This window comes from Kitasatospora sp. NPDC004799 (genome assembly GCF_040609095.1).
GTDB lineage: Bacteria > Actinomycetota > Actinomycetes > Streptomycetales > Streptomycetaceae > Kitasatospora.
The window spans coordinates 1-26,016 of the sequence record NZ_JBEXJK010000077.1; the positions used below are offsets into that span (position 1 = coordinate 1).

At 70.7% G+C, this 26,016-nt stretch carries 25 protein-coding genes and 1 pseudogene; 15 read left to right on the forward strand and 11 right to left on the reverse strand.

Annotated features, from left to right (window positions below):
- Window positions 1-163: 163 nt before the first annotated feature.
- Window positions 164-385, reverse strand: coding sequence for a DUF397 domain-containing protein (locus tag ABZW03_RS13045; protein WP_355255939.1), 222 nt, complete (start codon window positions 383-385; stop codon window positions 164-166).
- Window positions 386-400: 15 nt separating this feature from the next.
- The gene (locus ABZW03_RS13050) at window positions 401-1,216 is read right to left on the reverse strand and encodes a helix-turn-helix transcriptional regulator (RefSeq protein ID WP_355255942.1); all 816 of its coding nucleotides are present in this window, start codon (window positions 1,214-1,216) and stop codon (window positions 401-403) included.
- Window positions 1,217-1,488: 272 nt separating this feature from the next.
- Between ABZW03_RS13050 and ABZW03_RS13055 the strand changes: the two genes are divergently transcribed.
- Genes ABZW03_RS13055 through ABZW03_RS13080 form a run of 6 tightly spaced genes read left to right on the forward strand, consistent with a single transcriptional unit; the run spans window position 1,489 to window position 7,347 of the window.
- Window positions 1,489-1,953 carry an ATP-binding protein gene (locus ABZW03_RS13055; RefSeq protein ID WP_355255945.1) on the forward strand — a complete coding sequence of 155 codons (465 nt, stop codon included), beginning with the start codon at window positions 1,489-1,491 and terminating at the stop codon, window positions 1,951-1,953.
- A gap of 10 nt (window positions 1,954-1,963) precedes the next feature.
- Entirely contained in the window at window positions 1,964-2,914 is a 951-nt protein-coding gene (locus tag ABZW03_RS13060) for a hypothetical protein (protein WP_355255948.1), read from the forward strand.
- Window positions 2,911-4,338 (forward strand): FAD-dependent monooxygenase, encoded by a 1,428-nt coding sequence (locus ABZW03_RS13065; RefSeq protein ID WP_355255951.1) that lies wholly within the window; start codon window positions 2,911-2,913, stop codon window positions 4,336-4,338. Before ABZW03_RS13060 ends, ABZW03_RS13065 begins: the two co-directional genes overlap by 4 nt.
- Window positions 4,335-5,123 carry a nucleotidyltransferase domain-containing protein gene (locus ABZW03_RS13070; RefSeq protein WP_355255954.1) on the forward strand — a complete coding sequence of 263 codons (789 nt, stop codon included), beginning with the start codon at window positions 4,335-4,337 and terminating at the stop codon, window positions 5,121-5,123. The genes ABZW03_RS13065 and ABZW03_RS13070 overlap by 4 nt, the downstream gene beginning before the upstream one ends.
- Window positions 5,120-6,235, forward strand: a complete 1,116-nt coding sequence (locus tag ABZW03_RS13075) for a radical SAM protein (protein WP_355255957.1) — start codon at window positions 5,120-5,122, stop codon at window positions 6,233-6,235. Before ABZW03_RS13070 ends, ABZW03_RS13075 begins: the two co-directional genes overlap by 4 nt.
- A gap of 17 nt (window positions 6,236-6,252) precedes the next feature.
- Window positions 6,253-7,347 carry a radical SAM protein gene (locus ABZW03_RS13080; RefSeq protein WP_355255960.1) on the forward strand — a complete coding sequence of 365 codons (1,095 nt, stop codon included), beginning with the start codon at window positions 6,253-6,255 and terminating at the stop codon, window positions 7,345-7,347.
- A gap of 60 nt (window positions 7,348-7,407) precedes the next feature.
- Here ABZW03_RS13080 and gltX read toward each other — a convergent pair whose 3' ends face one another.
- The gene (gene gltX / locus ABZW03_RS13085; protein WP_355256002.1) at window positions 7,408-8,769 is read right to left on the reverse strand and encodes a glutamate--tRNA ligase; all 1,362 of its coding nucleotides are present in this window, start codon (window positions 8,767-8,769) and stop codon (window positions 7,408-7,410) included.
- A gap of 189 nt (window positions 8,770-8,958) precedes the next feature.
- Here gltX and ABZW03_RS13090 point away from each other — a divergent pair, with 189 nt between their 5' ends.
- Window positions 8,959-9,402 carry a GNAT family N-acetyltransferase gene (locus ABZW03_RS13090; RefSeq protein ID WP_355255963.1) on the forward strand — a complete coding sequence of 148 codons (444 nt, stop codon included), beginning with the start codon at window positions 8,959-8,961 and terminating at the stop codon, window positions 9,400-9,402.
- Between the two features lie 122 nt (window positions 9,403-9,524).
- On the opposite strand, the gene ABZW03_RS13095 is transcribed toward ABZW03_RS13090, so the two are convergent.
- The 5 genes from ABZW03_RS13095 to ABZW03_RS13115 all read right to left on the reverse strand — a co-directional run bounded on the left by ABZW03_RS13095 (window position 9,525) and on the right by ABZW03_RS13115 (window position 13,248).
- Window positions 9,525-10,040, reverse strand: coding sequence for a MarR family transcriptional regulator (locus tag ABZW03_RS13095; protein ID WP_355255966.1), 516 nt, complete (start codon window positions 10,038-10,040; stop codon window positions 9,525-9,527).
- Between the two features lie 40 nt (window positions 10,041-10,080).
- On the reverse strand, window positions 10,081-10,893 hold the full coding sequence (locus ABZW03_RS13100) for an AIM24 family protein (protein ID WP_355256004.1): 813 nt from the start codon (window positions 10,891-10,893) through the stop codon (window positions 10,081-10,083).
- 188 nt (window positions 10,894-11,081) lie between these two features.
- The gene (locus tag ABZW03_RS13105) at window positions 11,082-11,732 is read right to left on the reverse strand and encodes an AIM24 family protein (protein WP_355255969.1); all 651 of its coding nucleotides are present in this window, start codon (window positions 11,730-11,732) and stop codon (window positions 11,082-11,084) included.
- The gene (locus ABZW03_RS13110) at window positions 11,732-12,370 is read right to left on the reverse strand and encodes an AIM24 family protein (RefSeq protein WP_355255972.1); all 639 of its coding nucleotides are present in this window, start codon (window positions 12,368-12,370) and stop codon (window positions 11,732-11,734) included. The genes ABZW03_RS13105 and ABZW03_RS13110 overlap by 1 nt, the downstream gene beginning before the upstream one ends.
- 80 nt (window positions 12,371-12,450) lie before the next feature.
- Window positions 12,451-13,248 (reverse strand): DUF2127 domain-containing protein, encoded by a 798-nt coding sequence (locus ABZW03_RS13115; RefSeq protein WP_355255975.1) that lies wholly within the window; start codon window positions 13,246-13,248, stop codon window positions 12,451-12,453.
- 263 nt (window positions 13,249-13,511) lie between these two features.
- On the opposite strand from ABZW03_RS13115, the gene ABZW03_RS13120 reads away from it, so the two are divergent.
- On the forward strand, window positions 13,512-13,826 hold the full coding sequence (locus tag ABZW03_RS13120) for a DUF3817 domain-containing protein (RefSeq protein ID WP_355256007.1): 315 nt from the start codon (window positions 13,512-13,514) through the stop codon (window positions 13,824-13,826).
- Window positions 13,827-13,959: 133 nt separating this feature from the next.
- On the opposite strand, the gene ABZW03_RS13125 is transcribed toward ABZW03_RS13120, so the two are convergent.
- On the reverse strand, window positions 13,960-15,585 hold the full coding sequence (locus ABZW03_RS13125) for a M4 family metallopeptidase (protein WP_355255978.1): 1,626 nt from the start codon (window positions 15,583-15,585) through the stop codon (window positions 13,960-13,962).
- A gap of 397 nt (window positions 15,586-15,982) precedes the next feature.
- Window positions 15,983-17,614, reverse strand: a complete 1,632-nt coding sequence (locus ABZW03_RS13130) for a M4 family metallopeptidase (protein WP_355255981.1) — start codon at window positions 17,612-17,614, stop codon at window positions 15,983-15,985.
- Between the two features lie 498 nt (window positions 17,615-18,112).
- Here ABZW03_RS13130 and ABZW03_RS13135 point away from each other — a divergent pair, with 498 nt between their 5' ends.
- From ABZW03_RS13135 to ABZW03_RS13145, 3 genes are all read left to right on the forward strand, one after another.
- On the forward strand, window positions 18,113-18,649 hold the full coding sequence (locus ABZW03_RS13135; protein ID WP_355255984.1) for a MarR family transcriptional regulator: 537 nt from the start codon (window positions 18,113-18,115) through the stop codon (window positions 18,647-18,649).
- Window positions 18,650-18,725: 76 nt separating this feature from the next.
- On the forward strand, window positions 18,726-19,067 hold the full coding sequence (locus tag ABZW03_RS13140; protein WP_355255987.1) for a DUF3817 domain-containing protein: 342 nt from the start codon (window positions 18,726-18,728) through the stop codon (window positions 19,065-19,067).
- A gap of 206 nt (window positions 19,068-19,273) precedes the next feature.
- Window positions 19,274-20,959 carry a methylmalonyl-CoA mutase family protein gene (locus tag ABZW03_RS13145; protein WP_355255990.1) on the forward strand — a complete coding sequence of 562 codons (1,686 nt, stop codon included), beginning with the start codon at window positions 19,274-19,276 and terminating at the stop codon, window positions 20,957-20,959.
- A 78-nt stretch (window positions 20,960-21,037) separates the two neighbouring features.
- Here the strand turns inward: ABZW03_RS13145 and ABZW03_RS13150 are convergent, their stop codons facing one another.
- Window positions 21,038-21,589, reverse strand: coding sequence for a TetR/AcrR family transcriptional regulator (locus ABZW03_RS13150; RefSeq protein WP_355256010.1), 552 nt, complete (start codon window positions 21,587-21,589; stop codon window positions 21,038-21,040).
- Between the two features lie 485 nt (window positions 21,590-22,074).
- Between ABZW03_RS13150 and ABZW03_RS13155 the strand changes: the two genes are divergently transcribed.
- The 4 genes and pseudogenes from ABZW03_RS13155 to ABZW03_RS13170 form a co-directional block, all read left to right on the forward strand.
- Entirely contained in the window at window positions 22,075-23,070 is a 996-nt protein-coding gene (locus ABZW03_RS13155; protein WP_355255993.1) for a tetratricopeptide repeat protein, read from the forward strand.
- Window positions 23,071-23,806: 736 nt separating this feature from the next.
- The gene (locus tag ABZW03_RS13160) at window positions 23,807-24,478 is read left to right on the forward strand and encodes a DUF6230 family protein (RefSeq protein WP_355255996.1); all 672 of its coding nucleotides are present in this window, start codon (window positions 23,807-23,809) and stop codon (window positions 24,476-24,478) included.
- A gap of 123 nt (window positions 24,479-24,601) precedes the next feature.
- Complete coding sequence (locus ABZW03_RS13165) at window positions 24,602-25,279, forward strand: DUF6114 domain-containing protein (protein WP_355255999.1); 678 nt, start codon at window positions 24,602-24,604, stop codon at window positions 25,277-25,279.
- A pseudogene (locus tag ABZW03_RS13170) lies at window positions 25,276-26,016 on the forward strand (hypothetical protein); the annotation flags it as partial. The gene ABZW03_RS13165 and the pseudogene ABZW03_RS13170, both read left to right, overlap by 4 nt.

Sequence of the window (26,016 nt, forward strand, 5' to 3'; positions counted from 1 at the left end):
CGAGAACAGGGGAACCGCCCGTTGCCGCTTCGACACGGCCGAAGCGGCAACGGAATGGCTCGCCCCCTCACAGCTCGGTGGCAGCATGCATGGTCCGGAGCCTCGGTGCGCGGGTTGCATGGTCGGCGGCGGCTGGGATGCGGGGCGCCCGATCTGATGCCGGTCAGTGCTTCCCGGGGAAGTCTCCCGCGCGAACAGCGGCGATGAACGCGGCCCAGGCATCGACGGTGAAGAGGAGGGAAGGCCCGTTCGGGTCTTTGGAGTCACGGACAGGAAGCATTCCGGGAAACCCTACTGCGACTTCGACACAGGCCCCGGTCTCTCCGCTGAACGAGCTCTTCCGCCAGTTCGCACCACTGAGATCGGGAGTGGACACCTTCAGCACCTCCGGTCGACACCGCTACAGCTCTCGTATGACCCGGGTGAGTAGGTCGAGGCTTTCGGACGCACTCAACGCACTCGAACACAGCGAGTCGAACGTGAGCGTATAGGCAGACGTCTCCTCAGGTTTCTCCAGATAGAGCATGCCTGCCTGGTGTTCCACGCACACCACGTCGGAGAAGGCCGAAGTGGAGAAGCTGAAGAGCACGAACGAGCCCATGATTCCCGCATGGGCTCCCGCACTGAAGGGCAGCACCTGTAGGTCGATGTTCGGTCGGTCACCCAACTGCCGCAGGTGATCCAACTGCCTTCGCAGGACATCCACACCACCGACATGCCCCCGAAGTGCGGCTTCTCCCAGGATCACGCTGAACTGCGGCGGGTCGGCGCGATCCAGAACCTTCTGCCGCTGTAGCCGGACGGCCACGAGTTCGTCGATTCGCTCCGGTGGGACATTGAAGGGCGATGCCCGGTAGACAGCTCGTGCGTAGTCCGCCGTCTGCAACAGGCCCGCGACCATCATCGGCTGGAACGAGCGGATATGGCCGGCGCTCTCCTCGTAGTCGATGTAGTCGACGTACGAGGGTGGCGAGATGTTGAACTGCTGGGCCCAACCACGTTCGGAGCCCTGCCGGTTGAGCGCGACCACTTCCTCCACGTAAGCCGGATCGTCCACGCCGTAGAACGTGAGCAGGTCTCGCAACTCGCTGCTGGAGATCGGCAGCCAGGCGTTCTCCATCCGGCTGATCTTGGATCGATGGCAGTCGATGCGTGCCGCGGCCTCATCCGGCGTCTTGCCCGCCGCGTCTCGGTGGCGGATGAGCAAGCTCGCCACACGGCGACGGCGAACCGAGGGGCGGGGTTGGGGCATGTGATCAACTCCCGGCGACTGAAGCGGAACTGATGCCAGGCTACTAGTAGACCAAGATCGGAAAATGTTCCGCACGGAATTCTTGCTAACGATCTCCCGTTAGGAGCATGCTACTCACGGTCGATGTGACGAACACTCTCCGCGATCGACCGTCGGGCATCCTGTGCCCTCGACCTGTCACTGGGCAGTTCTGCGCCCGGGCCTTGATCCCCAGCCCCGCCGGAGGTGGCTCTGTCATGTCTGAAGCCGAAGTCCCCGCGACCCTCGGTAGTTGGTTCCCGCATTCCCGCCGCTCGCCGTCGCTCGCGCGGCGGATGCTGCGCGAGCTGCTGGCCATGGTGCCGGACGGCGACCGCCGCTACTCCGAGACCGGCGAGTTGCTTGCCACGGAGCTGGTGGCCAACGCGGTGGTGCACTCGGGTAGGCCGGGGCGGCCGATCTGGGTGTCCTTCGACGTCGATGCCACCCGCCTGCGCATCGAGGTGCACGACGCGAGTGCGCTGCCGCCTATGCCTCAACGCCCCGACCGCACCGCCGGGTGTGGGCGCGGCCTGCTCCTCGTGGATGCCCTCGCGACCAAGTGGGGGCACTTCCCGAGCCCGGGTGGGGTGGGCAAGGTGGTCTGGTGCGAGTGCGCACCCGCGTCCCCGGGTGGATACGTCGACGGTGCTTCATGCCGGCGTCAGACCACTGGAACCTGAGGAGGTCCTCATGGCCCAGAGTGCTGATCCACGCCGTGAAGACGGGATCAGGTCGGCGGCTGCGACAGGCCGGATTGCCTGGTGTGCCTTCAACGACGCCACCACCCACTCGCTGGAGGAGCTGGGAGCGGCGTTCCAGCGGCTGGACGGTGTGGTCGGTACGGATCCGACGACGGGGCTGCTGCTACGAACTTGCCACCGTGTCGAGTGGTACGAGGCGGAACCCGCGGCCGAGGCGCCGCTCGCGATCCGGCCCAGTCGGAGGATCACCGGCCACGAGGCAGCCGTCTCCCGACTGACCCGGATTGCCGCGGGCGCGATGTCGCTGATTCTCGGGGAGCAGTTCGTCTTCCAGCAGGTACACGCAGCTTTCGATCGACTGCCGACAGGGCATCCTCTTCTGCCGGTCGGTGCAGAGGTGCTTCTGCTTGCCAGACAGGCACGGCGTCAGTTCGGCCTCCATGCCCGACTCGACTACCGCGACCTGGCCCGAACCCTGCTGGATACGTCGTTCGTCCGCCCGCGCAATGTGGTTGTCGTCGGGGGTGGCATGCTCGCCCGAGCGGTTGCTCAGGAACTCGGCCATGATCGCCGTGTCTTCCTCCTGACCCGCAGCCCCAAGAAGCTCCGTCGGCTCCTGCGGGCCGGGTCTGCCAGGACGTCTGTGCTACGGATCACGGACCTGCCCGACACCGTTCGGGACGGCGGTTTCGATCTGGTGCTCGCGACGTCCGGCCTCACACCGCAGTATCGCGACCACATCGCAAGCCTCGTGGACGCCACCGACCGTCGGCTGGTCGTCGACCTGTGCGCGACGCCCGTCCTGCATGAGCGTCCGAACTACCAGCACCTGCACCATCCGACCGTCACCGACCTCATCGAGGACGCCAACCGACCGGCCGTCGAGGCCGCTCGCGCGGCCTCCGCCTGGATCGAGAATCACTACGGAGGCCGCAGTTGACCACGATCGTTGACACGCTGGTGGTCGGCGCCGGCCCCGCTGGGCTTGTCGCTGCCGATCGCCTCGCTGAGAACGGAACACAGGTGCTGCTGGTCGATGCCGGCCGCCCCTACCGGCGTCGCACCTGCCCGGTGGACCTCCTGCGCTCCTGTAGCGGGTGCAAGGGCATCTGCAACGTGATCTCCGGATTCGGCGGCTCCATCCACTACGGGGACGGGGTCAAGCTGTCGCAGTTCCCGAGCGGCAGACGGCTCGCCGAACTCCTCGGTACAGAGCGGGCCGAAACCCTCGCCGACCTGGCCGTGCGGCGGCTGTGCGGCGCGGAGCAGCCTGCCTTCCGTGGAGCCCTCCCCACCGTCGGACCGTTCAAGGTCAAGGACTACCCCGTGGCCTCGCTCAGCGCGGAACAGGTCCGCACGCTGATCGAACGGCTCCACCACCGCATCACAGCCGCCCCGGGCACCGAGTTGCGGATGCAGACACAGGTCACGTCCCTTCGTCCGCTCGGACAAGCGTGGCAAGCCGAGACTGTGGGGCGGGCCGGCACCAGCGAGGCAGTGCACGCGAATTCGGTGGTCGTCGCAGTTGGACGGCGCGGCCAGCGCTGGTGGCAGCAGGCTCTTCGGCGCCTCGGACTCGGGTACCGCGCGCCCGTCCCCTCCGTGGGAGTCCGCTTCGAGGCTCCGGCGGAACTCCTGCGACGCGGTTCCGACATCCACGCGGACTTCAAGACCACCATCGTCACCAACGGCGTGAAGATCAAGACGTTCTGCTACTGCGCAGGTCCGGGCGGCGGCCGGATCAAGTTCACGGACTACGGCGACCACACGCTCCTCGACGGCCACGTCATCCCTGAGGCGAAGCTGGGCAGCACTGCGAACTTCGCCCTGCTGGCACAGTTACGAGCCCCCGATGGCACTCCGCGCACCACTGCCTGGGTCGACGAGAACCTCCTCGCGCCGTACCGGACGCTGAGGACCGACCGGCCGGGAAAGCCGGTCCTCCAGTGGTACCCCGACTTCCGCAGCCGCTCCCTCGCCTGCACCGACCTGGAGCAGTTCGCCGAACTCAGCGGCTTCCACCCCTCGCTTCGCGACTACCAGGTCGCCAACCTCGCGGGCATCCTGCCCCAGGACATCCATGCCGCTCTGTGCGATGCCTTCGAAGACCTGATGGCCTACTTCAACGGCAACGCCCGGACCGGCCCCGCTGCCTCCCAGACCGCCGTGATCGGCCTCGAACTGGAGAGCCTCTGGGACGAGTTGAACCTCACCGACAACCTTGAGACCACGGCTCCCGGTCTGTACGCGGCCGGCGACTGCACCGGGCTGGCCCAGGGCATCCTCCAGGCCGCAGTCGGCGGCCTCGCTGTGGCCGAGGCCATCACCGACCACCCCGGCGGCACCACCGGGCGGGCCGCATGACCGGCGCCCAAGCCGTCTCAGCGGCCAGCCGAGCCGCCGTCGAGGTATTCGGCGACGGCCTCCTGTGCTCGTTCGTCGGCGGCTCCTACGCACGCGGCAGCAACAGGACGACCAGCGACATCGACCTGTTCGCCGTCACCGCCCGCAGCGACCACGACCGGGAGCGGCTCTTCGCCGAGCGTCTGCGCGATGTCCACCTGGCCGCCGGCCTCGACTTCGACCACTGCGGAGAAATCCTCACCCTCGACACCCTCAACACCCTGCTGGCCTTCACGGAACAGTGCATCGCGGCCGTGCCGGCCGTTCAGCGGTCCGCCTGCTACCTCGCGGACTGTCCGCTGTCGGTCTTCCGCAAGAGCGACGTGGTCTTCAAGTTCCTCACCGACCCGAAGATCGCCGTCCACGACCCGGCGGGCCTGCTGCCGGCGCTCGAGGCCCGGGCCGCGGCCTACTTCTCCGCCTGGCCGATGCCCCGGGTCCAGGAGCACAAGGGCCGGTTGCGCCTGCCACCTGGCAGCCCGCAACAGCGGCTCGCCAGCCTGTGGCAGAACAGAGACGCCACCGACGCCTGGCCCGACACCCCGGTCGGAATCGGCCTGGAGCGCTGGTTCGGCGCCGAGCTGGCTGCCCGATCCGAAGCCCTGCACCGTGGCAGCCCTGTGGCCGTCGCGCCGCCGGACGGCGCCACCTGCCCGCTACCCGTCACCGCCGACACCACCCTGACCGCACTCCTGTCCGCCCAGTGCCTCGCCTTCCTCCACGCCGAACCGGAAGGACCCCGATGACCACCGTCTCCCTCGGTATGCCCACCCCGGGGCTGCCGATCTACCGCCAGACCCGCGAACGGTTCGTCTTCCTCTACCCGACCACCGCCTGCAGCCTGCGCTGCAAGACCTGCTACGTCGGCAACGACCGCCTCAACGCCGCCAACACCATGAGCGTCGAGACCGCCATCGAGATCATGGACTACTTCCGGATCACCGGCGGCCACGACAAGCTCTACCTCCTCGGCGGCGAGCCCACCATGCACCCCGAGCTGCCCACCATCGTCCGCGAGGGCCGCAAGCGCGGCTACCAGGTCACCATCAGCAGCAACGGCGACTTCGAGGACGAGCTGTTCGACAAGATTCCGCCGAGCACCCTGAACAGCTTCAACTTCTCCCTGGAGTCCGCCGATCCGCGCATCCACCGCAAGATCCGCGGCAACCCGACCAACTACGACAAGGTCGTCCGCCGCATCCGCCAGGCGCGCGAACTCGGCTACCAGGTCCGTGTGATGTGCACCGTCTCGCAGACCAACCGCGAACGGGCCCTCGACCTCATCCCCTTCCTCGCCGAACTCGGCGCCCACACCCTCAGCTTCCACAACCTCGGGAAGACGGGGAACGGCGCCCGTTTCCTCCAACCGCTCAGCCCCACCGAGTGGATGCACTTCTGCGCCGAGATCGAAGCCTTCCCGCCCGAGCCGCGCCTGGCCGTCTACTATCCGCCGACCTTCGTCAAGGCCGACGACCAGACGGCATGGTTCGAGCGGGGCTACCCCGGCTGTCCGGCCCGTACCCTCGACCGCCCGCACGTCTACCCCGACGGCACCGTCTTCGCCTGCCCCGTCTTCATGGACGACGACCGGCACTTCGCCACCTTCGACGGCGACCGGCTCGTCCTGAACCCCGACCCGAACAACGAACTCAACGCCTACCTCACCACCGATCCGGTGTGCACCGGCTGCCCCAACACCGGCACCTGCGGCGGCGGCTGCCCCGCGTACTCCCAGATCCCCGCCTACCAGGACGAAGGCTTCTACTCCTGCGACCGCGACACCACACCGCTGTGCATCCTGTGGACGGTCTCCGCCTGGGGCGCCCGCGAAGACGACTCGCTGCACGCTCTGCGCTGACAAGGGAGACAACCACCGTGACCGACGCTCTCGAACACGCCGCCGCCCACGCCACCGCGGCCAAGGAACCGTTCCTGTTCCTGTACATCACCGAGAAGTGCCAACTGCGCTGCAAGCACTGCTACATGGGTGACCGCCTCGACGCCGAGCGGCGCATGACCCCCGCCATGGTCGAGGACATCCTCTCCAGTCTCCGCGTCGCCTACGGACAGTACAAGGTCTACCTGCTGGGCGGTGAGCCGACCACTCACCCCCAGTTCGGTGACATCCTCGACATCTGCAAGGCCCAGGGGTACAAGGCCGTCCTGACCACCAACGGCCTCATCGCCCCGAAGACCTGGCCGCTGCTGAAGGGCCGCCTCGACTCCTTCTCGTTCTCCCTGGACGGTGCCCGCCAGGAGACGCACGAGCAGATGCGCGGGGAGAAGACCTGGCGGCCCCTGCTCACGAGCATGAAGCGCGCCGTCGCCGACGGCTTCCAGACCCGCGCCATCTTCACGGTCACCACTGCGAACCGGGCCGATGTGTTCGACGCCATCGACCTCGCCGACGCCATCGGCCTGGAGATGCTCTCCTTCCACTACTTCACCCCGACCGGCCTGGGCCTGGAGAAGCCCTACTTCCAGATCCCGCCGGCCGAATGGGTGCAGCTGTGTGCCCAGATCCGCGAAGCCGCCGCCGGCCGCCGCATGCGCGTCTTCTACCCGCCCGCGTTCGCCACCGCCGACCAGCTTCCCGCCCTGCGGTCCGCCGGATACGGCGGCTGCACCGCCCGCAACCTCGAACGCCTCGCGATCTTCCCCGACGGCCGGGTGTACATCTGCTCGGCGTTCTTCGACACCAACCTGCACTACGGCGAGTTCCGCAACGGGGCGATCCACCCCCGGCTCCAGAACGGCATCAGCGAACTCACCCTCGTCAACACCATCTCCGCGAACTGCCGCACCTGCTCGCACAGTTCCACCTGCGGGGGTGGCTGCGCGGCCTACGACCACCTGCAGAGGACCCTGGTCAGCAGCGACTGCGACAGGGCCACGATCCCGGTCTGCCCGCTGTGGTCGATGCCTGCTGATCCGGAGGGAACCGAGCACCGTCTCGTCGACCTGCGCTGAGCGGCCGGAGGGCGAGCGGGCCCGCACAACCCACGACCAGGGCGTGCGGGCCCGTCGGCATCACGACAGTTCGGCCAGAGCCTTGTCCAGGCGCACCAGGGTCCGCTCGCGTCCGAGCACCTCCAACGACTCGAACAGCGGCAGGCCCACTGTCCGACCGGTCACCGCCACCCGGATCGGCGCCTGGGCCTTGCCCAGCTTCAACCCGAAAACGGCCGCGGTCTCCTCCAGGACCGCCTTCAGCGAGGACGCGTCCCACCGGGCCTCGGCCAGCCGCCGCCGCGCTTCCCGCAGCAGGTCCGCCGCCCCCGCCTTCATCGCCTTCGCCCACGAGGCCTCGTCACGCACCGGCTCGTCCAGGAACAGGAAGTCGACGTACGCGGTGATCTCCGACAGGACCGAGATCCGTGTCTGCGCGAGGCCGGCCACGGCGGCGAACCGCGCCGGATCGAACGCCTCGGTCTGCCAGGGAGCCCGAGGCGAGGACAGCCACGGTGCGCACGCCGCGACGAACCCGTCCACCGGAAGTGCCCGAAGGTACTCCCCGTTGAACGAGGCCAGCTTCTTGACGTCGAAGAACGCCGAAGAGCCGTTCACGTCCTCCACGCGGAAGAGCTGTTCCAGCTCGGCGTACGGACGGATCTCGACGTCGTCCTTCGGGCCCCAGCCCAGCAGCATCAGGTAGTTGACCATCGCCTCCGGCAGGTAGCCCTCGGCCAGGTAGTCCTCCAGCGCCACCTTGTCGCGTCGCTTGGAGAGCTTCTGCCGCTTCTCGTTCACGATGACCGGCAGGTGCGCCCACACCGGGGGCTCGGCGCCCAGGGCGTGCCACAGCAACTGCTGCTTGGGGGTGTTCGAAAGGTGTTCCTCGCCGCGGATCACCTGGGTGATCCCCTCGTCGAGGTCGTCGACCACGTTGGCCAGCAGGAAGACCGGGCTGCCGTCGCCCCTCGCGATCACGAAGTCCTCGATGGCCGCGTTGGGGAACTCGGGGTTGCCGCGGATCAGGTCGACCACCACGGTGACCCCCTCGTCCGGGGTGCGGAACCGCAGCGCACGGCCGGCCTCGAAGCCCAGGCCGCGTTCGCGGCAGAACCCGTCGTAGCCGAGCTGCTGCGAGCCGGTGCGCTCGGCCACCTGCTCGCGCGTGCAGTCACAGTAGTACGCGAGACCGGCCTCGAACAGTTCGGCGGCGGCCTCACGGTGCCGAGCCTCGTTCTCCGACTGGAAGTACGGTCCTTCGAACGCCGGGTCCGCCTTCGAGATGCCGATGGACGCGAGCGCACTGATGATCCCGTCGGTCCACTCCTCGCGGTTGCGAGCCGCGTCCGTGTCCTCGATCCGCAGGACGAACGTGCCGCCGCGCTGTCGTGCCGTTGCCCAGTTGTAGAGCGCCGATCGGGCGCCGCCGACATGGAACATGCCCGTCGGGCTCGGAGCGAAACGGACGCGGACGGACGAGGAGGCAACAGTCATGGAGACACGGTAGCGGTGTCCATGGGCACGAGTTGCCGTTCACGTTGATCGGTGTTGACCTGAGGTTGAAAGCGGACCGGCCCCGGTGCCCAGAGGTGCATCGAGAGGCCACCCGATCGAAGGACGAAGCGCGCTGTGCCGGTACGGAGAGCTACGGACGGGGACGCGTTGTCGATAGCCCGCTTTCGTGCGGAAATGATCAAGGCGTCCCCGGCGGGCCGGTGGTTCGAGGACCTGACCGCATACTTGCAGGACGGGCTCGCCCACGCCGAGCAGATGGCTGGATTCGTCGTCGACGGGCCGGCCGGACAACTCGTCTCGGTCGCCCTCGGGACGGTCTACCAGGCGCCACCCGGACCGACCTACAGCGGTCGGACAGGGTACGTGCATCTTGTCCTGACGGAACCGGGGTACCGCCGTCAAGGGTACGGCCGGGCCGTCACGGTCAGGCTCCTCACCTGGTTCCGGGAGCAGGGCTGCGGACTGGTCACCCTGACCGCGAGCGCCGACGGTGAGCCTCTGTACCGTTCGCTCGGCTTCGAGGAGAACGTCCGTTCCATGAGGCTCTTCGAGCCGTGAGCGGGTGTGGTTTTCTCGAGGCGGTAGGAACCCTTGCCCCGGTCGACGCCGCACGTGATCCGGCCCGCCGCGGCCAGTGACGACGGAAGGGCCGATCCCGAGGGACCGGCCCTTCCGGCTGCCTACGGCTTGCCGCGGAGGCCGCGGAGGTGGTCGGCGATGGGGGCGAGGGCCTCGTACATGGCGTCGAGCTGCTCCGGGGTGAAGCGGTCGATGAAGTGGGCCCGGACGCTGCGCACGTGGTCGGGGGCGACCCGCTGCATGGTCTCCCAGCCGTGCTCGGTGAGGTGGGCGTAGAGGCCGCGGCGGTCGCCGGGGCACTCCTGGCGCAGGACGAGGCCGGCGGTCTCCATCCGGGTGATCTGGTGGGAGAGCCGGCTCTTCGACTGGAGGGTGGCGGTCGCGAGGTCGGTCATCCGCATCCGACGGTCCGGGGCCTCGGAGAGCACGACCAGGATCTCGTAGTCGTTGATCGCGAGGTTGTGCGGCTGGAGTTCACGGCTGAGCTGGTACTCCAGCAGCTTGGCGACCTCCAGATGGGCGCGCCACATCCGCTGCTCCCTGGCGGTCAGCCAGGGAGTCTCCTCCTCGGACTGCGACGGGGGGGTGTCCGCAGTGTCGATCGTGTGCGTATCCATGCCGTCCAGCATAGCCGATTTAGTTCAATCTTGTACAAGTTTACAGACCGAAACGCCGCCCGAGGTCGCCCAGGTTACCGAGGCCCGGGATGTTCGGGTTCCCGCCGCCGTGCCCGGCCGGCTGGGTCGGCACCCCGCCGACCGGCACCCCCGCCTCGGCCCCGACGTGTCCGACCGGCTGCTCCGCCATCAGCTTCTCGCTCGACTGCAGCAGCACCTGGCCGGCGCCGATGAACTCGAACTGGTGCTCCTCCCCGGAGGCGCCGCCGAAGCCGGTCAGCCGGCGCAGGCCGCCGATCAGCCCGTGCATGTAGTCGTGGTCGTAGTGGTGGCACGGCGCCGGGCAGTCCGCCCAGCCGACCAGCGCCTGCGGGTCCACCCGGATCGGCGGCTCGACGAAGTGCACCGGGCCGTTGGACGCGGCGACGAAGCGGCCGGTGCCGATCAGGGTCAGGAAGCCCGGGATGATCGACTGCTTGAGCCGCAGCGTCGGGTCGAAGGCCAGCAGGTTGCCGGAGCGGACGGTCAGGTTGCCCTCGTCCAGGTCGTACGAGTTGAGGTCGAACGCCCGGTCGGCCAGCAGCAGCTTGCCGCGCCCCTCGGCGACCACCCAGTCCGCCGCGTGCATCGGCGAGTTGAAGTGCTGCCCGAGCACCCGGTCGATCGCCCCGGCGCCGACGCCCTTGAAGGTGATGTCGCCGTAGTAGGCGACCATCTTGCCCTTCTGGAGGAAGTACGAGCCGTTCAGGTCGACCGAGAAGGCGTACGGGTTGACGTTGTCGCCGGCCGGCAGGCTGTGGACGTCCCACACCGTCGGCCCGGCGCCGCCGTGGCCGTTCGGCAGCGGCGCCACCGGGCCGCCGAACTGCTCCTGGGCGTACGGCTGTTGCTGGCCGTACGGCTGCGCGGGCTGGCTGGGCGGCGGGGGCGGCGGGTAGCCCTGCTGCGGCCCGTAGGCCGGCGGGGGCGGCGGGACCGCGAAGCCGGGCTGGGTCGGCTGGTCGTACGGCGAGCCGTACGGGGGCTGCGGCGGGTAGGACATCAGAGCTTCTCCTCGCTCGCCTGGACGTACACCGCGCCCTGCCCGGACAGTTCCAGCTGGAACGCCTCGCCCGAGCCGCGGCCGATCATGTCGCGCCAACCCAGCGCGGTGGACAGCTTGTTGCGGACGTCGCCGCGGTGCGCCACGTACGCCTGCGGGTCGACGTGCACCGACTGGCCGGGGACGATCGGCAGCTCGAAGACGCCGCCGTGGGCCATCACCGCGACCGCGCCCTGGCCCTCCAGCTTGGTGGTGAACAGGCCCTGCCCGGTGACCTGGCCGCGGACCATGCCCATCACCCCGCCCTGGGCGCCCAGGAACATGGTGGACTGCCGCAGCGTGCCCTCGAAGGCGAGCAGCCGGTCCGCCTCGACGTACAGGGTGTCGCCGAACAGGTCGATCACGTGGACGTGGTGGCCGCCGTGGCCGAACATCACCCGGCCCTGGCCCTCGACGGTCATCAGCGGGGTGTCCTCGTTGGCCACCCGGCGGCCGATCATCGACATCACACCGCCCTGCCCGCCGGTGATGTTCGGGGTGAAGCGGACCTCGCCGCTGTACGCGAGCATCGCGCCGCGCTGGCTGAACAGCCGCTGCCCGGGCAGCACCTGGGCCTCGACCATCTTGCCGTTGATCTTCGTGAAGCCCATCAGACGTCACCTCCGACGGTGACCTTCTCGGAGGGCTGGACGTACACCAGGCCCTCGCCGGTGAACTCGATCTGGACGGCCTCGCCGCCGCCCTCGCCGATGACCGTGGTCCAGCCGGCGCCCGACTTCAGGCTGCGTTGCAGGGTGCCGGTGTGCGCCACGTACGCGCCCGGGTCCACCCGCAGCGGCATGCTCCGGTCGACCCGCAGGATGACGGCCGGGCCGTTGGAGGTGACGGCCGCCCAGCCGTGGCCCTCCACCTTGGTGGTGAACAGGCCGTTGCCGGAGGACATGCCGTTGAGCCCGGTGAAGCTGGTGCCGGTGTGCAGCGTGGCCTCGGTGCAGAGCAGGTTGTCCGCCTCGACGTACAGCGTCTCGCCGTTCAGCCGGACCAGATTGATCTCGGTGGCCTTGTCGGCGAAGTAGCAGGTGCCCTGTCCCTTCACCTCCATGACCGTCATCTTCTCGCCGGTGAGCCGGCGGGTGACCATGCCGCGCAGGCCGTCCCCGCCGCCGGTCAGCTTCTTGAAGGCCATCTGCCCGGTGTAGGCGACCATCGAACCGTTACGCGCCTTGACGGCGTCCCCGCCCAACTCGACGGCGAGCACGCGGGATCCCTGGAGTCTGAACTGTGCCACGGGCGCAATCTAGCCGCTGCGGCCGCGGCCCGGGGAGAGCGCGCGGCACAACTGGTACCAGCCTGCGACAAACGCGCCGGTCACACCCGCGCGTGCGCCCCCTGTCCGGGGGACGGAACGGTGCCGGCCGCCTGCTCGACCTCCAGCAGCGAGGCCGAGTGGCGCTCCGCCTCGAAGGCCGCCACGCCGCCGCGCAGCCCGAACAGGCGCTTGGAGAGCATGATCCAGAGCACCGCCGCGATGTTCAGCACCAGGGTGCCGACCTTCAGCGCGCTGACGTGGTGGCTCAGCTCGTAGCCCTCCAGCGGCAGGAAGGCCGCGGTGGCGACCACCGTCAGGTACTCGGCCCAGCGCTTGTTCAGCCAGAGGCCGACCGCCTCGACGATCTCGACCACCGCGTAGACGATCAGCGCGCCCGCGACGATCAGCAGAGTGCTCTTCCTGAACTCGAAGGTCTTGCGGATCGTCTCGACGATCGGGGCGTGTTCGAGGTCCCAGTGGAAGTGGTCGGTGACCGGCTTGAAGACCGTGAGGTTCTCGTCGAACACCCGGTGCACCGCGTCCTGGCTGTTGGAGAACTTCCACACGGCCCAGGCGACCACGATGATCAGCAGCCCGCGCAGCACCCGCTCGACGGCCAGGAAGCGCAGGATGAACAGGTCCCGCAGCGCCTTGCCGCGGGGCACCAGCGGCGCCTCGTCGGCCGGGCCGGAGCCGTGCGGGGCGCCCAGCGCGAAGTCGCCGCAGCGCAGGCAGCGCCAGGCCTCGCCGAGGGCGGTCTCGGCGTGCAGCCGGGAGGCCAGCTCGGGCTCCGTCGGCGCGTAGGTGGTGTGACCGCGCCTGGCGCAGGTCCTGCGGTCCCAGTCGAGTGCGAACATGTGCGAATACCCCCGTGTCCGACGCGTCGGCGCCCGGATCGGTGGGCGCGCGGGCAGCAGGATAGGGGCTGCGGACGACGGGCGGTCGCGTTCGGCGGCGTTCCGGGACACGGCTGTGACAGGGCGGCCGGGCGCTGTGAGATCGGGCACGGCGGCCACCCCCGGCCGGGGTGCCGTCCGTGTGCTCGGCGATAATGGGCCGGAAGGCTTGTGAGTCGCTTCACAAGCGTGTCCGCGCCGCCGACCCCCGTATTGAGGTATCCATCGTGAACAGCAGCGCCGTCCACCGCCTGCGCCTGGTCTCCGGCCCCGAGGGGGTCTCCTTCATCCTGCTGCTGATCTGCTCGGTGCTGAAGCGGACCACCTCGTTCGACGCCGTCCCGGTGATGGGCATGATCCACGGCATCCTGTTCATCCTGTACGTGGTCTTCTGGATCCAGGCCTGGCAGGCGCAGAAGTGGGACGCCAAGCGCGGCGTCCTGATGTTCGTGCTGGCGGTGCTGCCGACCGGCGGCTTCTTCGCCGAGCGGATGCTCGCGCGCGAGGAGCGGGGCGAGCTCAAGGCCGCCACGGCCTGAGCCCCGGCTCCCTCGTCCTCCGCGGACGGTCGACAGGCTGCCACGGCCTCCTCTCCCAAAGGGCCGCGGCAGCCTGTCGCCGTTTCTTACCGGGGGTGGCTCGTTCCCCTGCCGGGGACGCCGGTGACGGCGGCTAGTTGACGTTCACCGCGCTCCAGGCCGCCGCGACGGCCTTGTACTCGGTGCTGGTCGCGCCGTACAGGTCGGTGGCCGCCTTGAGGGTGGCGGTGCGGGCGGCCTTGTAGTTGGTGGTGGAGGTCATGTAGACGGTCAGCGCCTTGTACCAGATCGCGGCCGCCTTGGTCCGGCCGATGCCGGTGACCGTCGAGCCGTTGGAGGTCGGGCTGTTGTAGCTGACCCCGCCGATGACCTTCGCGCCGCTGCCCTCGGCCAGCAGGTAGAAGAAGTGGTTGGCGACGCCCGAGGAGTAGTGGACGTCCTTGTTGCCGACGGTGGAGGACCAGTAGTCGGCCGAGGCGCCGTCCTTGGAGGGCTTGTCCATGTAGCGCAGCGGGGTGCCGTTGCCGTTGATGTTGAGCTTCTCGCCGATCAGGTAGTCGCCCGGGTCGACGGACAGGTTGGCCGACCACTCGACCATGGTGCCGAAGATGTCCGAGGTGGCCTCGTTCAGGCCGCCGGACTCGCCGGAGTAGTTGAGGTTGGCGGTGGCGGAGGTGACGCCGTGGCTCATCTCGTGGCCGGAGACGTCGATGGCGGTCAGCGGGTGGGTGTTGCTCGCGCCGTCGCCGTACGTCATGCAGAAGCAGGAGTCGTCCCAGAACGCGTTGACGTAGTTGGTGCTGTAGTGGACGCGGCTGGCGGCGCCGACGCCGTTGTTCTTGATGCCGTTGCGGCCGAAGGTGTTCTTGTAGTAGTCCCAGGTGGCCGCCGCGCCGAACTGGGCGTCCACGGCGGCGGACTCGCGGCTGGAGGGCAGGCCGGTGCCCCAGGAGTTGGTGGTGTTGCTGAACAGCGTGCCGCTGCCCGAGGTGCCGCCCTTGAGGTCGGTGGTGGACTGGTTGCCCCGGGAGGCGTCCTTCAGCTGGTAGGAGCTGCCGCTCTGGGTGGTGGTCAGCGTGACGGTGCCGACGTTGACGCCCTTGCCCGTGCCGGTGGCGGTCCGCACCTTCTCGTCGCTGCTGAGCACCTGGCCGGTGGCGGCGTCGGTGACGATCTCCTGGCGGCTCGGGGTGCCGTCCGCGCGCAGGCCCTCGACCACGGTGCGGTGCGCCAGCCGCGGGGTGCCGTCGGCGGCCCAGACGACCAGCTCGGGCGTGCCGGCGCCGTCGACCCGGCTGAGCGCCGCGGCGTCCTCGTCGCCGGCGATGCCGACGGTCGCGCGCACCGCCGCGGTGGCCGCCTCGGCGGCCTGGGGCGCGGCGAGGCCCGGGGTCAGGCTGGTCACCGACAACTGCCCCTCGAAGGCCCGGTCGACGGACTTCACCGAGCCGTCGGCCTTCTGGTGGACGACCAGGTCGCCGCCGAGCACCGGCAGGCCCGCGTAGGTCCGGTCGTACCGCAGGTGGCGGGTGCCGTCCCGGTCCACCACCACGTCCTTGGGCACCAGCTTCTCCTGGCCGCCGAGGGCGAGGGCCCGGGCGACCGGGGCGCTCTGCCCGGTGGCCAGCGCGAGCAGCGCGGACTGCTGCTCCGCCGGGGAGGGGGCGGCGGCCTGGGCGGGGGCGGCGGCGATCTGGATGACGCCGGCCAGCAGGGCGGTGGCGGAGAGTACGGCTCCGACAGTCAGCTTTCGCTTCACGTGCGGGGGTTCCTTCCACGAGACCCGCGGGTGCGATGCGGGTGCGCCGCGTACCGGGGCGCCGGGGTTGGCACCGTGGGGCGGTAGGGCGCGGACGTGCCGGTCCCGTGCGGTTCCTGACCCTGCGCCGGATGTGGGTGGGGCGGCGGAGGATCGGACGGGACTTGGTCAGAAGCATGACAACCGTGGGCAGGGATGGACAGGGTGCGTCCCGGGATTGGCCAGGAACCGCCAGTCCCGGTACGGATGGTTCGGTTGCCGCCCGTTGTCCGGTTTCGGTGGTTCGTCCCCCTGGCGGGACTCCGCCAGCCGGGCGGCCTTGACAGCCCTCCGGGACGGCGGACGCCCGGGCCCTCCGACGGGAGGACCCGGGCGTCCGGTGCGCCGGTGCGGTGCGTCAGTTGACGTTGACGGCGGCCCAGGTCGCGGCCACCGCGTTGTACTCGGCGCTGTTCGCGCCGTACAGGTCCGTCGCCGCCTTGAGGGTGGCGGTGCGGGCGCCCGCGTAGTTGGTGGTGGAGGTCATGTAGACGGTCAGCGCCTTGTACCAGACCTGCGCGGCCTTGTCCCGGCCGATGCCGGCGAGGGTCGAGCCGTTGTAGGTCGGGCTGTTGTAGCTGACGCCGTTGATGGTCTTGGCGCCGCTGCCCTCGGCGAGCAGGTAGAAGAAGTGGTTGGCCACGCCCGAGGAGTAGTGGACGTCCAGGCTGCCGACCGAGGAGGACCAGTAGTCGGCCGAGCGGCCGTCCTTGGACGGCTTGTCCATGTAGCGCAGCGGGGTGCCGTTGCCGTTGAGGTCGATCTCCTCGCCGATCAGGTAGTCCGGCTTGTCCGTGGCCAGGTTGGCGGACCACTCGACCATGGTGCCGAAGATGTCCGAGGTGCCCTCGTTCAGGCCGCCGGACTCGCCCGAGTAGTTCAGGTTGGCCGTGTTGGCGGTGACGCCGTGGGTCATCTCGTGGCCGGCCACGTCCAGCTCGGTCAGCGGGTGGGTGTTGCTGGCGCCGTCGCCGTACGTCATGCAGAAGCACTGGTCGGACCAGAAGGCGTTGACGTAGTTCTTGCCGTAGTGGACCCGGCTGGCGGCGCCGACGCCGTCGTTGCGGATGCCGTTGCGGCCGAAGGTGTTCTTGTAGAAGTCCCAGGTGGCGGCGGCGCCGAACTGGGCGTCCACGGCGGCCGACTGGCCGTTGGAGACGGTGCCGTCGCCCCAGGCGTTGTCCGCGTCGGTGTACAGCGTGCCCGAGCCGGAGGTGCGGCCCTTGAGGTCGCTGGTGGACTGGCCGCCGCGGGTGGCGTCCTTCAGCGAGAAGCCGCCGGAGACCGCGGTGGTGGTCAGCGGGACGGTGCCGACGAAGACGCCGTTGCCGGTGCCGGAGGCGGTCCGGACCTGCTCGTGGGTGGAGAGCACCTGGCCGGTCGCGGCGTCGGTGACCAGCAGCTGGCTGCTCGGGGTGCCGTCGGCGCGCAGGCCCTCGACGGTGGTCTGGTAGGCCAGGCGCGGCGAGCCGTCGGTGGCCCAGACCACCAGCTTGGCGGCGCCGGTCCGGTGGACCTCGGTCAGCGGCGACTCGTCCTCGTCGGCGGCGATGCCCACGGTGGACTGCACGGCGCCGGTCGCCTGGGCGGCGGCCTTGTCGGCGGGGATCTGCGGGGTGAGGCTCGGCAGGGCGATGGTGGCGCCGGTGGCCTTGTCCACGGAGGTGGTCGAGCCGTCGGCCTTCTGGTGCACCACCAGGTCGCCGCCCAGGACGGGCAGGCCGGCGAAGGTGCGCTCGTAGCGGAGGTGGCGGGTGCCGTCGGCGTCCACCACGGCGTCCTTGGCCACCAGCTGCTCCTGGCCGCCCAGGGCCAGGGCGTGCGCCACCTTGCCGGCCTGGCCGTTCGCCAGGGCGATCAGGTCGGCGCGCTGCTTGGCGGCCTGGGACTGCGGGGCCGGGTCCGCGACGGCCGCGGTGCTCACCTGGACGACTCCGGTGAGCAGGGCGGTGGCGGAGAGTACGGCGACTGCGGCGAGCTTTCGCTTCACGAACGAGTCCTTCCGGGAAAACCGCGGGCAGGCGCGGTCGCGGCGTTCCGGGGGCCGGGGCGGCACCTGAGGGGCGGAACGGGCGCTGGACGTGCGGGTCCCCGAGCGGCCGAAGCGGCGTCGCCACCGGTGGGTGGGGGTGGTGGCTACCGAACGGGGTTGGCCGAAAGCATGACAATCGAACTGATCAAATGACAGGTCTTGCTCAGGGATTGGCCAGGTCCCGCCAAGGCGAAGGAATGTGAACGAGCGGACAAATGGGGCGAATCGCCCAGCCTTGCCGCGGGTTACCGTCCGAACCGAGGCCTGGTGGCGCGGCATCGGCCCGATCCGGGGTCAACCCCGGTGCGCCGGGAGCCCGTTGCCGGGCGTTCACACCGACGCAATGTCCTGGTATGGACCTGGCCGTCCGATTGGCGGGTTCTCGCCACGTCCTGCGCTTGTCCACGATCAGGGACGCCTGGTACCGCGGGACCCCTGCGCCGGTACGGTAAGGAGGTGGCCAAGCCCCTCGCTCTCGACTTCGACCCGATCGCCCGCGCCGACGAGCTGTGGACCCGCCGTTGGGGCGGGGTCCCCTCGATGGCGGCGATCACCTCGATCATGCGCGCCCACCAGATCCTGCTGTCGCGGGTGGACGCGGTGCTCAAGCCGTACGGGCTGACCTTCGCCCGCTACGAGGCGCTGGTGCTGCTGACCTTCAGCCGGACCGGGGAGCTCTCGCTCTCCAAGGTCGGCGAGCGGCTCATGGTCCACCCGACCAGCGTCACCAACACCGTCGACCGCCTGGAGCGGGCCGGCCTGGTCGCCCGCCGCCCCAACCCGCTGGACGGCCGCGGCGTGCTGGCCGCGATCACCGGGCGCGGCCGCGAGGTGGTCGAGGAGGCCACCCGGGAGCTGATGGCGATGGACTTCGGGCTGGAGGAGTACGACGCCGAGCAGTGCCGGGAGGTGTTCGACCTGCTCCGGCCGCTGCGGATCGCGGCCGGCGACTTCACCGAACAGGCCGAGGGGGCTGCGCGGCGGCGGGCGTGAGGGCGGCTACCCTCGTCTGAGCGGTGCGCGGATCCGGGCGTACCGGCCGATACCGTCGAGCGAGGCGAGGAAGATCATGAAGGCGACCCCCCTGCTGGGCTGGTACCGGGGCCTGGCCGTTGCGACCGGTGTGGCACTGCTGGTGTTCTGCGGCTTCATGGTCGCGAAGTACGGCTTCGATGCCGCCGAGGACGTCACCACCTATGTCGCGATGCTGCACGGCTACCTCTACATCGGGTACTTCGTGGTGACCTTCCTGCTCGGGCAGAAGCTGAAGTGGCCGATGGGCCGGCTGGTGCTCACCCTGGCGGCGGGCTGCATCCCCTTCCTCTCCTTCGTCTTCGAGCGCAAGGTGGCCCGAGAGGCCGCCGAGCAGCTCCCGGCGGGCGCCGGCGCCCGCCAGCCGGCCGGGGTCTGAGCCCCGCCGTCCGCGCCGTCCGGAGCGCCCCTTCCCCACCCGGGGGAGGGGCGCTCCGGCGTTTCCCGGCTCCTTCGGGGCCCTTCGGGTTGCTTCGGGCGGTCTGCCATCGACAAGTAGTAGGACGTCCGAGTAAATTGTTAGGACGTCCTACTAGCTGTGCCGCCCCGTCGCCGAGGCGGCCGTACGGAGCGGAGTTCGGGGTCATGGACGCCGAGGAGATCGAGCGCGGCCGGCAGCGCTGGCAGCAGCGTTACGACAGGGCCCGCAAGCGCGACGCGGACTTCACCACCCTCTCCGGCGACGAGGTCGAGCCGGTCTACGGCCCGCCCGCCGGGCAGGCCTACGAGGGATTCGAGCGGATCGGCTGGCCGGGCGAGTACCCGTACACCCGCGGTCTGCACCCGACCGGCTACCGCGGCCGGACCTGGACCATCCGCCAGTTCGCCGGCTTCGGCAACGCCCAGCAGACCAACGAGCGCTACCGGATGATCCTGGACGCGGGCGGCGGCGGCCTCTCGGTCGCCTTCGACATGCCCACCCTGATGGGCTACGACTCGGACGACCCCAAGTCGCTCGGCGAGGTCGGCCACTGCGGCGTGGCCATCGACTCGGCCGCCGACATGGAGGTGCTGTTCGACGGCATCCCGCTCGGCGAGGTCACCACCTCGATGACGATCAGCGGCCCGGCCGTGCCGATCTTCTGCATGTACCTGGTCGCCGCCGAGCGCCAGGGCGTGGACCCGGCGGTGCTCAACGGCACCCTGCAGACGGACATCTTCAAGGAGTACATCGCGCAGAAGGAGTGGCTCTTCGCCCCCGAGCCGCACCTACGCCTGATCGGCGACCTGATGGCCTACTGCGCCGAGGGCATCCCCGCGTACAAGCCGCTGTCGGTCTCCGGCTACCACATCCGCGAGGCCGGGGCGACGGCCGCGCAGGAACTGGCGTACACCCTCGCGGACGGCTTCGGCTACGTCGAGCTGGGCCTGTCCCGCGGCCTGGACGTGGACGTCTTCGCGCCCGGCCTGTCCTTCTTCTTCGACGCGCACGTGGACTTCTTCGAGGAGATCGCCAAGTTCCGCGCCGCGCGCCGGATCTGGGCCCGCTGGATGCGCGACCGCTTCGGCGCCAGGACCGACAAGGCGCAGTGGCTGCGCTTCCACACCCAGACCGCCGGCGTCTCGCTGACCGCGCAGCAGCCGTACAACAACGTGGTCCGCACCGCCGTCGAGGCGCTGTCCGCGGTGCTCGGCGGCACCAACTCGCTGCACACCAACGCCCTGGACGAGACCCTGGCGCTGCCCTCCGAGCAGGCCGCCGAGATCGCCCTGCGCACCCAGCAGGTGCTGATGGAGGAGACCGGCGTCGCCAACGTGGCCGACCCGCTGGGCGGTTCCTGGTACGTCGAGGCGCTGACCGACCGGATCGAGCAGCAGGCCGAGGCGATCTTCCAGCGCATCCTGGACAAGGGCCGCGAGGACCACGAGATCGGCCCGATCACCTCCGGCATCCTGCGCGGCATCGAGGAAGGCTGGTTCACCGGGGAGATCGCCGAGGCGGCCTTCCAGTACCAGCAGGGCGTGGAGAAGGGCGAGAAGCGCGTGGTCGGCGTCAACTGCCACCCGCGCAGCGTCACCCCGGAGCTGGAGATCCTGCGGGTCAGCCACGAGGTCGAGCGCGAGCAGGTCCGGGTGCTGAAGGAGCGCAAGGCGGCCCGGGACGAGGCGGCCGTGCGGGCCGGGCTGGACGCCATGCTGGCGGCGGCGCGCTCGGGCGAGTCGATGATCCCGCCGATGCTGGACGCGGTGCGCGCCGAGGCGACGCTGGGCGAGATCTGCGACGCGCTGCGGCAGGAGTGGGGGACGTACCGGGAGAACGCGGCGTTCTGACCCGCTGACCGGCGCGGGAGGGCGCGGGCCGCCCGTACGGGACTCCGTACGGGCGGCCTCGCCGTGCCCGGGCGCACCTCAGCAGGCGGTGAGCGGCCCGAGCAGCAGGTCGGTGAAGCGGCGGGTCCACGCGGGGGTGATCGGCTCCCCGCTGACCAGGACGCGGTGCTCGACGGTGCCCGCGATGGTGTCGAAGATGATGTCCACCTCCTCGTGGGCCGCCGCCGGGCCGTCGTCGGCGGCGAGTTCGCCGCGCGCCTGGGCGGCCGCCCGGCCCTGCCGGACCAGCCGCTTCTGCGGGTCGACGATGGACTCGCGGATCCGGCGGCGCAGCTGCGGGTCGCGGGTGCCCTCGGCGAACAGCGCGAGCAGCGCGGCCTGGGTCTCCGGGCGGGCCAGCAGATCGGCGAACTGGGCCACCACGTCCTCGATGTCGGCCCGCAGGCTGCCGAGGTCGGGCATCACCAGCTCGTCGAAGAGGCTGGCGACGGCGTCCACCACGAGTTCGTTCTTGGACGGCCAGCGGCGGTAGAGGGTGGTCTTGGCGACCCCGGCGCGGGTGGCCACGTGGCCCATGGTCAGCCCGCCCCAGCCGAGTTCGGCGAGCGCCTCGCGGGTGGCGTCGAGGATCGCGCGGTCGGCGGCGGCGCTGCGCGGACGGCCCTTGGCCCGGGTCGCGGTGGCGGTCTCCGGGGCTCGGTCGTCCGGGGCTCTGTGCTCCGGGCTCGCTGGGGGCTGGGCGGCCGGCACCGGGCCTCCTTGCGCTTTACTGGTAAGTAACTTGGGTGGGGCTGGTAACGGTAGCGACTGTTCGCCCGTTCGGGGAGCGGGGCACCCCGGGAAAGTGGGGCAGGTCACGTCCCCGAACCGCCGGTGGGGCTTGCGGGCGGGGCACCGGCTCCAGTTACGCTACGACTCGTAGCGAAAGCAGTGACAACCAGGCGCCGCATCCCGTGGGACGGGGGCGGCGCGGGCGCGGGTGGGGATCCGCGTCGAACGGTCCAGGCTACCGGGGGAGGCGCAGCGCGCCCGGGAATCCGCGGCGCGCGGCCCGCGCGGGGCGACTTTCCCGAGGTTGGTGCCCGCGAGCAGCGCGGACGGGGGAGGATGGTGCCATGCAGCCACGGAATTCGCGTCTCAACAGCTCCGCCCTGCGCGGTGCGGTCGACCTCGCCGCAGTGAAGGCGGCCGGCGAAGCCGCCCAGAAGGCCGAGCAGGCCCGGGCCGAGCGGGCCCGTCAGGCGGCCGCCGCCGAGTCGGCCGGAACCGCCCCGGCCCAGGCGGCCTACCAGCTCGTCATCGACGTCACCGAGGACACCTTCGAGACCGAGGTCGTCCAGCGGTCCACCGAGGTGCCGGTCGTCATCGACTTCTGGGCCGAGTGGTGCGGGCCCTGCAAGCAGCTGAGCCCGGTCCTGGAGGGGCTGGCCGAGGAGTACGCCGGCCGCTTCGTGCTCGCCAAGATCGACGTGGACGCCAACCCGATGCTCTCCCAGCAGTTCGGCATCCAGGGCATCCCGGCCGTGATGGCCGTGGTGGCCGGCCAGCTGGTGCCGCTGTTCCAGGGGGCCGAGAGCGCCGCCAACGTCCGCAAGATCCTGGACCAGCTGATCCTGGTCGCCGAGCAGCGCTTCGGCGTGGCCGGCGGTGCGGTCGCCCCGGGCGAGGCCGCCGCGCCCGCCGCCCCGCAGCGCCCCGAGGACCCGGCGCTGTCCGCCGCGCACGACGCGCTGGACGCCGGCGACCTGGGCGGCGCCATCCAGGCGTACAGGAACGTGCTGGCCGACCAGCCGGGCAACACCGAGGCCAAGCTGGGCCTGGCCCAGGCCGAGCTGCTGAAGCGGGTCGAGGGCCTGGACCTGCAGGCCGTCCGGGCGGCGGCCGCGGCCGACCCGAAGGACGTCGGGGCCCAGCTCCGGGCGGCCGACCTGGACCTGGTCGGCGGTCACGTCGAGGACGCCTTCGGGCGCCTGGTGTCCACCGTCGGGCGGACGGCCGGCGAGGACCGGGACACCGCCCGGCTGCGCCTGCTGGAGCTGTTCGAGGTGATCGGCCCGGAGGACCCGCGGGTCGTCGCGGCCCGTACGGCGCTGGCGCGCGTGCTGTTCTGAGCCCGGCTCTGGTCCGGGGCCGGGGTCCGGTTCCGCGTCCGTTCGGATCCGGTGCCTGGCACGGCGGATGACCTGCGGTGTCGCCAGGTGATTTGGCGACAATCCGGTCAACCGGACAGAGGTTTACCAAATCTTGATTTCACCCGTGGGCGGTCACATCGTGTGACCGCCCACGGGTGTTTCGCTGCTGTTTCCGGCGGATTTCGTCGTCACGAATCCTTCAAGACGTCACCCAGGGTGCAAATCGGGCCGATTCCATGATCAACGGCACCTGGTGTTGGATTACCCGTCAGTAAGGAACCTCTTGTGCTTCGCCCGGGATTCAAGCACGATCGGCCACGCCCGGTCCCGGGCTCCACACCCGCCGACCCCGGTCGGCCACGCGGAGCGCGGGATCCCCACCGGGCGGTCCGCCGGCCCCGGCCGGCGGGAGGGAGGGCAGGGGGGTATCCGCGGTCCCACGGCGGTTCCTGTCCTTCGACCGGCCGCGCGGCCCTGCGCGGTCGCTGGTTGTCGCTCGGGGGTGATCGCCGTTGTCGTCGGTCCTGCCCGCCGCCCCGCAAGGACGGCCGGTGCTCGGACGGGAGGCCCGCTGCACGCAGGCCGCTCCCGCGTCCGACGACGCCCACGGCGCTCTCCGCTACCGAGGACGTAGCTCTCTCCCATCCCAGGCCCCCACCGGTGCGGGACGCACCGCCGGGGAGCCGGAGATGTACGTCCTAGAAGGAGGACTCGCATGTCCCAGACCTACGGCAAGACCCGCTGGAAGCGCTTCGCCCTGGTGATGGTGCCGAGCATCGCGGCCACCGCCATGGTCGGCGTCTCGATCGCGAACAGCGCGCTCGCCGCCTCGTTCAGCCTTTCCGGCCAGCAGTTCAAGGTGAAGACCCCCCACCTGGAGGGCACCAACTTCGCCCAGTTCGGCACCGTCGACGTCGAGGCCGGCGGCAAGACCCACCCGGTCGCCGTCTCCGCCTTCGACTCGGCCGACATCACCGACCTCTGCCAGTCGGTGGTCACCGACCTGTCCGGGTTCGGCCTGGGCAAGATCACCCTCCAGCTGAAGGCGGGCGGTGCGGGCAGCAAGCCGGTGCACGCCGAGAACCTGCTGATCGACCTGGAGTCGCTGAAGGCCGACGCGACCTTCGGCGACATCAACATCGGCCAGGACGCCTCCACCCTCGCCGGCACCGCCACCCAGGGCTGGAAGCCTCACCAGAGGATCACCGACGCGGGTGGCGGCAAGGGGCTGCCGACCGGCCCCACGGGCTTCGCCCAGGCCGCCAAGTCGGCCAAGCTGGACAACGTCGAGCAGACCGCCCGGGCCACCTCGGCCGGCACCTTCGTGCTGAGCGGCCTGAACCTGGCGCTGAAGCAGGGCGACGGTCCGGGCAACGAGTGCTTCTGAGCCTCGCCTGACGGTGCGCCGGACGGCGTGCCCGAGTGAAGGTCCGGGGCCGGGGGCGGTCTTCCACCGCCCCCGGCCCACCCCCATTGTTCTTCCCTCGTAGCGACGTCGAGGAGTTGCACCATGTCCAGCGCAACGGTCGAGACGCGGCCCCGCCAGCAGAACCCCGTCGGGTGGCTCTGGCGGCACTTCCGTGAATTCCGCCGCACCAGGCCCTTCTGGGGCGGACTGCTGGCCATGATCGCCGGCGTCCCGATCCTCTACTTCCCTTACGCGCACCTGTCGTTGGGCGGCCTGACCATCGCGATGTCGACCACGGCCGGCGCCGGGTCGATGATCATCGGGATATTGATGATCATCCTCGGGTTCACCGGGTGGTTCCAGCCCGCCGTGCGGGTCTTCGCGGGCATCGCGACCATCCTGCTGACGCTGGTGTCGATCCCGGTCTCCAACCTGGCGGGCTTCGGCCTGGCGCTGCTGCCGGGCCTGATCGGCGGCGGCCTGATGGTCTCCTGGGCGCCGCTGCCGCAGCCGCAGGCCGAGTCGGCGGTGAAGGGCCGCCGCCGTCGGGGCAAGGGCGGCGACGGCGTGGCGGCCGGGAACGCCGTGGCGCAGCGCGTCGCCACCGAGGTGCCCGGAGCCGAGGCGTCCGGAGCCGACGTGCCCGGAACCGAGGCGCCGACCGCCGAACTGCCCGCCCAGGGCGCGCCGCGGGCCGCCGGCCCCGCCGCTGCCGCCCCCGTCGCCGAGGCCGCCGTCCCGCAGCAGGCCGGAGCCGTGGACCAGGAGGAGGCGCGGTGACCGGGCCGGCCGAGCAAGCCGACGGCACGACCGTTCCCGCGCAGCGCTCCGGCCGGCACGCGGCCCCGCGCACGCCCGTACGGGTCCGGCTCAGAGGCCGGGCGCTGGCCATGGCGGCGGTGCCGACCGCGCTGCTGATGGCCGCCGCCTACACGCCCAACCCGGCGGTCGCCGAGTCCGCGGCGGGCAAGCCCTGCGGCACCGCGCCGGCCGCCGTGCCGGACGTCGCGCCGATCGAGACGCCGGTGCCCAAGAGCGAGCTGCCCGAGCCGCCGCCGGGCCCGTCCGCCACGTCGGTCCCGACCACGGCGCCGTCGGCCGGCCCGTCGACCGACCCGGGCGCGGTGCCGACCCAGGCGCCGTCCACCGGGCCCGTCCAGCAGCCCACCGCACCGGCCGCGCAGCCCGCCTCGCCGGTCAAGCCGCCGGCCGCCGGGACGACCACCCGACCCGCCGAGCAGGCCGCCGCCCGTTCCGCCGCCCCCGGCACGGTGGCCCAGGCGGGGCTGATCGACGACCTGGTCGGCGGCATCGGCCGGCTGTTCCAGCCGAACGGTTCGCCGAGCCCCACCCCGAGCGGCGCCCCGGCCACCCCCGCGGCGCCCACCACCCCGGCGGCACCCGCCACTCCGGCGGCCCCGGCCGCCCCCGCTCCGGCGCAGCCCGCCCAGCCGCAGGCCCCGGCAAAAAGGCAACCGTGCCACAGCGGCGCGCGCGGGTGTAAGCCCGACACGCCG